This window comes from Thermodesulfobacteriota bacterium (assembly GCA_040756475.1).
Classification (GTDB): Bacteria; Desulfobacterota; Deferrisomatia; order Deferrisomatales; family JACRMM01; genus JBFLZB01.
Genome location: JBFLZB010000037.1, coordinates 24,270 through 30,714, shown reverse-complemented (window position 1 = coordinate 30,714; position 6,445 = coordinate 24,270). Strand labels below are relative to the sequence as shown.

7 protein-coding genes are annotated in these 6,445 nt (G+C 75.6%); all 7 read left to right on the top strand.

Going from position 1 to position 6,445, the window contains the following annotated elements; translation table 11 throughout:
* Positions 1–297: CbiX/SirB N-terminal domain-containing protein (locus tag AB1578_07690; GenBank protein ID MEW6487781.1), on the top strand; the 297-nt coding region annotated here is incomplete at its 5' end.
* Positions 294–938 (top strand): precorrin-8X methylmutase, encoded by a 645-nt coding sequence (locus AB1578_07685; GenBank protein ID MEW6487780.1) that lies wholly within the window; start codon positions 294–296, stop codon positions 936–938. The genes AB1578_07690 and AB1578_07685, both read left to right, overlap by 4 nt.
* A gap of 5 nt (positions 939–943) precedes the next feature.
* Positions 944–2,089, top strand: a complete 1,146-nt coding sequence (cbiD, locus tag AB1578_07680) for a cobalt-precorrin-5B (C(1))-methyltransferase CbiD (protein MEW6487779.1) — start codon at positions 944–946, stop codon at positions 2,087–2,089.
* On the top strand, positions 2,086–3,321 hold the full coding sequence (gene cbiE / locus AB1578_07675) for a precorrin-6y C5,15-methyltransferase (decarboxylating) subunit CbiE (protein MEW6487778.1): 1,236 nt from the start codon (positions 2,086–2,088) through the stop codon (positions 3,319–3,321). Before cbiD ends, cbiE begins: the two co-directional genes overlap by 4 nt.
* Positions 3,318–4,136: a precorrin-4 C(11)-methyltransferase gene (cobM, locus tag AB1578_07670; GenBank protein MEW6487777.1), complete on the top strand. Its 819-nt coding sequence runs from the start codon at positions 3,318–3,320 to the stop codon at positions 4,134–4,136. Before cbiE ends, cobM begins: the two co-directional genes overlap by 4 nt.
* Positions 4,133–5,248, top strand: a complete 1,116-nt coding sequence (locus tag AB1578_07665; GenBank protein ID MEW6487776.1) for a cobalamin biosynthesis protein — start codon at positions 4,133–4,135, stop codon at positions 5,246–5,248. Before cobM ends, AB1578_07665 begins: the two co-directional genes overlap by 4 nt.
* A gap of 153 nt (positions 5,249–5,401) precedes the next feature.
* Positions 5,402–6,151, top strand: a complete 750-nt coding sequence (gene cobJ, locus AB1578_07660; protein ID MEW6487775.1) for a precorrin-3B C(17)-methyltransferase — start codon at positions 5,402–5,404, stop codon at positions 6,149–6,151.
* The last annotated feature ends 294 nt before the right edge of the window (positions 6,152–6,445 follow it).

Genomic DNA, 6,445 nt, shown 5'->3' with positions numbered 1-6,445 from the left:
GCGCTCCTCGGGGAGACCCGGGTGGAGGTGGCCTTCTTGCAGATGGCGCAACCCGGCCTCGCCGCGGCGGCGGACCGGGGCGCCGCGGCCGGGGCCCGGACCGGGGTGATCGTGCCCTTCTTCCTCTTTCCGGGAGCCCACGTGCGCGACGACATCCCCCACGAGCTCGAACAACTGCGGCTCCGCCACCCCGGGGTGACCTTTTGCCTGGGGCAGGTGCTGGGCGGCCACCCCAAGCTCGCCCAGGCGGCCGCCGAGCGCGCCCGGGAGGCTCTGGCCGGCGGAGGGCTGACGTGATCGGCCCCTGGGGGTACGACCTGCGGCCCGAGGAGATCGAAAAGAAGAGCTTCGAGATCATCGCCGGGCTCGTGGACCTCTCCCCGTTCACCCCGGCCCAGGCCGCCCTGGTGCAGCGGGTGGTCCACGCCACCGGAGATCCTTCTTTTGCCGGGCTCCTGGTCTGGAGCCCCGGGGCCCTGGAGGCGGGGGCGCGGGCCCTGGCCGGGGGCAGCCCGGTCGTGACCGACGTGGAGATGGTGCGCTCGGGGGTGAGCCGCCTGCGCGCAGGGCGCTTCGGCGTAACGGTGCACTGCCGGATCGGCGACCCCGAGGTGGCCGAGGAGGCCCGCCGGCGCGGCATCACCCGGTCCATCGCGGCGGTGGAGCGGGCCGCCCGGGAGCACCCCGGCGCCGTCTTCGCCTTCGGCAACGCCCCCACGGCCCTCTTCCGGCTCCTGGAGCTCGTGGACGAGGGAAAGGCCCGGCCCGCCCTGGTGGTCGGGGTGGTGGTGGGGTTCGTGGGCGCTGCCGAGTCCAAGGAGGCCCTCATGGCCCGCACCGACATCCCCTGGGTCTCCTGCCGCGGGAACAAGGGGGGGAGCAACGTGGCGGCCGCCTGTGTGAACGCGCTCTTCAAGGCGGCCGCCGGGGAAGTCTGAACGCGATGGCTGCCAAGCGCCGTCTCCGGACCGGCTTTACCACGGGCGCCTGCGCCGCGGCGGCAGCCAAGGGGGCGACCCTCCTGCTCCTGGGCCGGTCCCCCGCCCCCACCTCTGTCTCCCTGCGCCTGCCCTGGGGCGCGCCCCATGCGGCCGGCTGGGACTTTGACCTCGTGGGGTGCACCCGAACGGGCCGTAGCGCCGAGTGCGGGGTCGTGAAGGACGCGGGCGACGACCCGGACGTGACGGACGGGGTGGAGATCCGGGCTTCGGTGTCCCGGGAAGGCTCTGCGCCCGCAGCGGCCGGCGTTGCCCCGCTGGAGATCTTCGTGGAAGCCGGCCCCGGCGTGGGCCGCGTCACCAAGCCGGGCCTCGCCCTGCCCGTAGGGGAAGCGGCCATCAACCCGGTTCCCCGGGAGATGATCCGGGGTGCGGTGGCCGATGCCCTGGCGGAAGCCGAGGTCCCGGCCCAGGGCACCCTGCGGGTGGTGGTGAGCGTACCCCGGGGAGAGGAGATCGCCGGCCGCACCCTCAACGCCCGCCTGGGCATCCTGGGGGGCCTCTCCATCCTCGGAACCACGGGCATCGTCATCCCGCTCTCCGCCGACGCCTGGCGCGCCACCGTGGACGCCGCCCTCGACGTAGCCCGCGCCGCGGGCGTCCCCTTCGTCGTCCTCTCCCACGGCCGCTCCAGCGAGAGCGCAGCCCAGGCCCTCTTCCCCGAGCTCCCGCCCGAGAGCTTCGTCCTCATGGGCGACCACGTGGGGTACTCCCTCGACGCCGCGGCCTCCCGAGGGCTCGCGGTGGTGCTGGCCGGGCAGTTCGCCAAGTTCTGCAAGGTGGCCGGTGGCTCCTTCGAGACCCACGTGAAGGACTCGGCCCTGGACCGGGGCCTCCTCCGGGACCTCCTCCGGGAGGCGGGGTTCCCGGGGCCCGACGCCGAGGCTGCCCTGGGGGCCAACACGGCCCGGGAGGTGTTCCACCGGCTCCTCGAGACCGGAGACCGGGGGGTCTTCGAGGCGCTGGCCCGCAGGGTGGCCCGGCGCGCGTCCGAGCGGATCGCACAGGGGGGGGGGCGTTCGGTTCCGGTGGCGGCCGTCCTCTTCGGGTACGACAAGGCGCTGCTGGCCCGCGGCGGGGCTCCGGCGTGACGGCTGCGCGCGGCCCCCGCGTCCACGTGATCGGCATCTCCCCGGGGGCCCGGGAGCTTCCGCCCGAGGCCAGGAGCGCCGCCTTGGGGGCGGCGCTCCTGGCGGGCGTCCCCCGCCACCTGGCCCTGGCGCCCGAGTTCGGGGGCGAGCGCTGGTCCCTGGAAGGCGAAGGCCGTCTCGCGGCCCTGGCGGGCCGCCTGGCGGCCGACCCCGAGCTGCAGGCCGCCGTCCTGGCGTCCGGGGACCCGGGCTTCTTCGGCTTCGCGGCCACGGTGCTGCGCCGCCTGCCCCCGGGGGAGGTCCGGGTCTGGCCGGCCGTTTCCTCCATGCAGCTGGCCTTTGCCCGGGCCGGGGAGCCCTGGAGCGGGGCCCGGTTCGCGAGCCTCCACGGGCGCCCCCTGGAGGAGCTCGCACCCGTTCTGGGCGCCCGGCGGGTGGGCGTCTTCACCGACTCCCGCAACACCCCGGCCCGCATCGCCCGCTTTCTGGAGGAGGCGGGCTGGGGCGGCCGGGAGATGGTGGTGGCCGAGGACCTGGGCCTGCCCACCGAGCGCGTCACCCGGGGCCCCTGCGAGGGGTTTCTCGCGTGGTCGGGCTCGGACCTCAACGTGGTCGTGCTGCTCGGCCCGGGCGACGACCCCCGGCCCCTCGGGCCCGGTCTGCCCGACGAAGGCTTCGCCCACTCCCGGGGGCTCCTCACCAAGGCCGAGGTGCGGGCCGTGGCCCTGGGCCTTCTGCGGCTCCCCCGTGCCGGGGTCTTCTGGGACGTGGGGGCCGGCTCGGGCTCGGTGGCGGTGGAGGCCTGCCTCCTCGCCCCGGGCCTGCGGGCCTACGCCGTGGAGAAGTCAGCGGAGGGCATCGCCCACGTCCGGGAGAACCGCCGCCGGTTCCGGACCGCGGGCCTCGTGCCGGTACACGGCGAGGCCCCGGGGGCGCTCTCGGGCCTGCCGGACCCGGACGCGGTCTTCCTGGGGGGGAGCGGGGGGCGCCTGGGGGAGCTCCTGGACGCCGCGTTTGGGCGCCTGCGCTCCGGGGGCACCCTGGTGACGGCCGCGGTGCTCCTGGACACCCTGGGGGAAACCGTGGGCTGGGCCCGCGCCCGCGGCCTCGAACCCGACGTAACCCAGGTGTCCTGCGCCCGGTCCCGGCCCGTGGCCGGGCGGCTGCGCCTGGAGCCCCTGAACCCGGTGAGCCTGCTTCGATTCGTCCGGGCAGCGGAGCGTGGCACGTGAGGCCCGCACCGCGCGCAGGGCAAGAAGCCGTGCGCCCCGGCGAGGTGGTCTTCGCGGGGGCGGGCCCCGGGGATCCGGAGCTCATCACGGTGCGCGGGCGCGACGCCGTGGCGGCGGCGGACGTGATCCTCTACGCCGGAAGCCTCGTGAACCCCGCGGTGCTCGCCTGGGCGTCGCCCCAGGCGCAGATCCACGACACGGCGGGCCTGGACCTCGCTCAGACCACCGCCCTGTGCCTGGCCGCCGCCCATGCCGGCAAGCGCGTGGTGCGCCTCCACACCGGCGACCCGGCCCTCTACGGCGCCATCCAGGAGCAGATCGATCCCCTGGAGGCCGCCGGCGTCCCGTGCCGGGTGATCCCGGGGGTCAGCTCGGCCTTTGCCGCCGCTGCCGCCCTGGGCACCCAGCTCACCCTGCCCGGCGCCACCCAGACCGTGATCTTCACCCGCCTGGCCGGCCGCACCCCCGTGCCCGAGGGGGAGAGCCTGGAGCGCCTGGCCGCTACGGGTGCCACCCTGTGCGTCTTCCTCAGCGTGGACCGGATCGCGGAGGTGGTGCGGGCCTGCCGGGACGGCGGGCTCCCGCAGGACACGCCCATCGCGGTGGTCTGCCGCGCCTCCTGGCCCGACGAACGGGCGGTGTGGGGCACCCTCGGGGACATCGCGGAGAAGGTGGCCGCCGCGGCCATCCGCCGCCAGGCCATGATCCTCGTGGGCGAAGCCCTGCGGCCGCGGCTCACCGGGTGGCGGGACTTCGAGCGCACCAAGCTCTACGACCCCGCCTTTTCCCACGGCTACCGCCGGGGCGAGGGATGACCCAGAGGCTCCACGAGACGCTTCCCGGGGGGCCCCTCTACGCGGTGGCCCTCACCCGCTCCGGCGTGCGGGTCGCTCGGCGCCTGGCCGCGGCCATCCCCGGCGCCGCGGCCGTCGCCCCCGAGCGCTTCGCCGGCGACGGGGTGCAGCCCCTCTCCGAGCCGGCCTCGGCCCTGCTCGCCCGGCTCTGGCCCGGGGCCGGGGGGTTCTTCCTCGTCATGGCGGCCGGCATCGCGGTCAGGGCGGTGGCGCCGCTTCTCCGGGACAAGGCCGTCGACCCCGCGGTGGTGGTCCTCGACCCCGAGGGGAGGTTTGCCGTGCCCCTGCTCTCCGGCCACCTGGGGGGGGCGAACGCCCTGGCCCGGGAAGTGGGCCGACGGCTGGGGGCCGTCCCGGTCCTCACCACCGCCACCGACGCCGCCGGTGCCCCCGCCGCCGAGGTCTGGGCGCGAGACCGGGGGCTTCGGCTCGAGGACCGGGCGGGGGTGATTCGGGTCAACGCGGCCTGGGCCAACGGGGACCCCGTGGCCGCCTACCTGGACCCGGCCCTGGGGGACCCGGCGCTCCTGGAAGAGCTCGAGCCCTTCCTCGGCCTCGTCACGGGGGACGAGGCCGAGGCCCGGGAGGCGTCCGTGGTCCTCCTGGCCGTCACCCACCGGCTCCTCCCCACCCTGGGCGCGGCCCTCACCCTTCGCCCCCCCTGCCTCACCCTGGGGGCGGGGTGTCGGGAGGGCGCCGACCCGCGGCAGGTCCTGGAAGGCGCGCGGCGGGCCCTTGAGCGCGCCGGGCTCGCCGCGGGAGCGGTGCGGCAGGTGGCGAGCGTAAACGCCAAGGCCCGGGAGCCCGCCCTGCGGGAGCTCGCCCGGGCCCTGGGGGTGCCCTACGTCACCCTCCCGCCAGAGGCCCTGGCCGCCGTACCGGTCCCCAACCCCTCCACCCGGGTCGCCCGGGCTGTGGGCACGCCGAGCGTCGCCGAGGCCGCGGCCCTTGCCGCATCACGGGGCGGCCGGCTGGTGCTGCCCAAGGTCAAGGGCCCGACCTGGACCCTGGCTGCAGCGCTGGGCCCCTGGGAGGGAGCGGGAGCCGGGGAGGGGGTGTCGGCGTTTCTCTGACAGTCGGTGGGACCCATGGGACCTATGGGACCCATGGGACCCATGGGACCCATGGGACCCGTGGGACCTATGGGTTGGATGCCCTCGGCTGTGGGCTCTCACGTTTCACCTTTCACGCCTCACTCTCACGCCTTCGACACCCGAGGATCCTCCATGCTCTTCCTCGTCGGCATCGGCCCGGGGGGCCGCCAGCACATGACCCTGCGGGCCCTCGAGGTCCTCGAAGCCTCGGACGTCATCGTGGGGTACACCCCCTACATCGCGCTCCTGGGTGACCTGGTGGGGGGCCGGGAGGTGGTCTCCACCGGCATGACCCGCGAGGTGGACCGGTGCCGGGAGGCGGTGGAGCGCGCCCTGGCCGGGCGCACCGTCGCCGTGGTGAGCACCGGGGACGCGGGGGTGTACGGGATGGCCGGCCTCGCCCTGGAGCTCCTGGCCGAGCGGGACCCCGAGGGCACCGTGCCCGTGGAGATCGTGCCCGGGGTCTCCGCCGTGCAGGCCGCCGCGAGCCTCCTCGGGGCGCCCCTCATGACCGACTTCGCCGTCGTCAGCCTCTCGGACCTCCTCACCCCCTGGGAGGCCATCCGGGCGCGGCTCCAGGCCGCGGCGTCCGCCGACTTCGTCGTAGCTCTTTACAACCCCAGGAGCCGCAAACGGGTGCGCCACCTGGAGGAGGCCTGCGCCATCCTCGCCCTCCACCGCCCGGCCGACACCCCCGCCGGTGTCGTGCGTCACGCCCTGCGCCCTGGCCAGGAAGTGCACCGCACCAACCTGGGCGAGCTCCCCGGGTGCGCCGTGGACATGATGAGCGTGGTCCTCGTGGGCAACCGCTCCACCCGCCGCCTGGGCCCCTGGCTCGTGACCCCCCGGGGGTATCGGCTTACGCGGCCGGAGGGCGACTAATCGGGCGGCTTGGGGGTGTGGCGAGTGGGGCGTCTGCGGGCGTTGCCTTGTGAGGTTGCTGCTCTTTCGGAGGGCCTTGAAACCCATCCGTACACGGGCCACGCGGCGATCCTGGGGCGGCGTCCCTATCCGGCGCAGGACGTGGAGGTGGTGTCGGGGCGGTTCGGGACGAAGGAGGGCCCGGCGCGTCGGGCGTGTTGAGAGTTCATGGCGGCGGGGCTGGAAGCCATTCCCGGAGCCTCGCGCGCCGCGCTCCGGCTTGCACCCGGAACTGCGTTCAGGTAGGAAGGGCCT

What these genes read in the sequence shown, in the direction of transcription:
- cobJ (MEW6487775.1), top strand. Translation starts at nt 5,402, where the DNA reads ATGCTCTTCCTCGTCGGCATCGGCCCGGGGGGCCGCCAGCACATGACC.
- cbiD (MEW6487779.1), top strand. Translation starts at nt 944, where the DNA reads ATGGCTGCCAAGCGCCGTCTCCGGACCGGCTTTACCACGGGCGCCTGC.
- AB1578_07665 (MEW6487776.1), top strand. Translation starts at nt 4,133, where the DNA reads ATGACCCAGAGGCTCCACGAGACGCTTCCCGGGGGGCCCCTCTACGCG.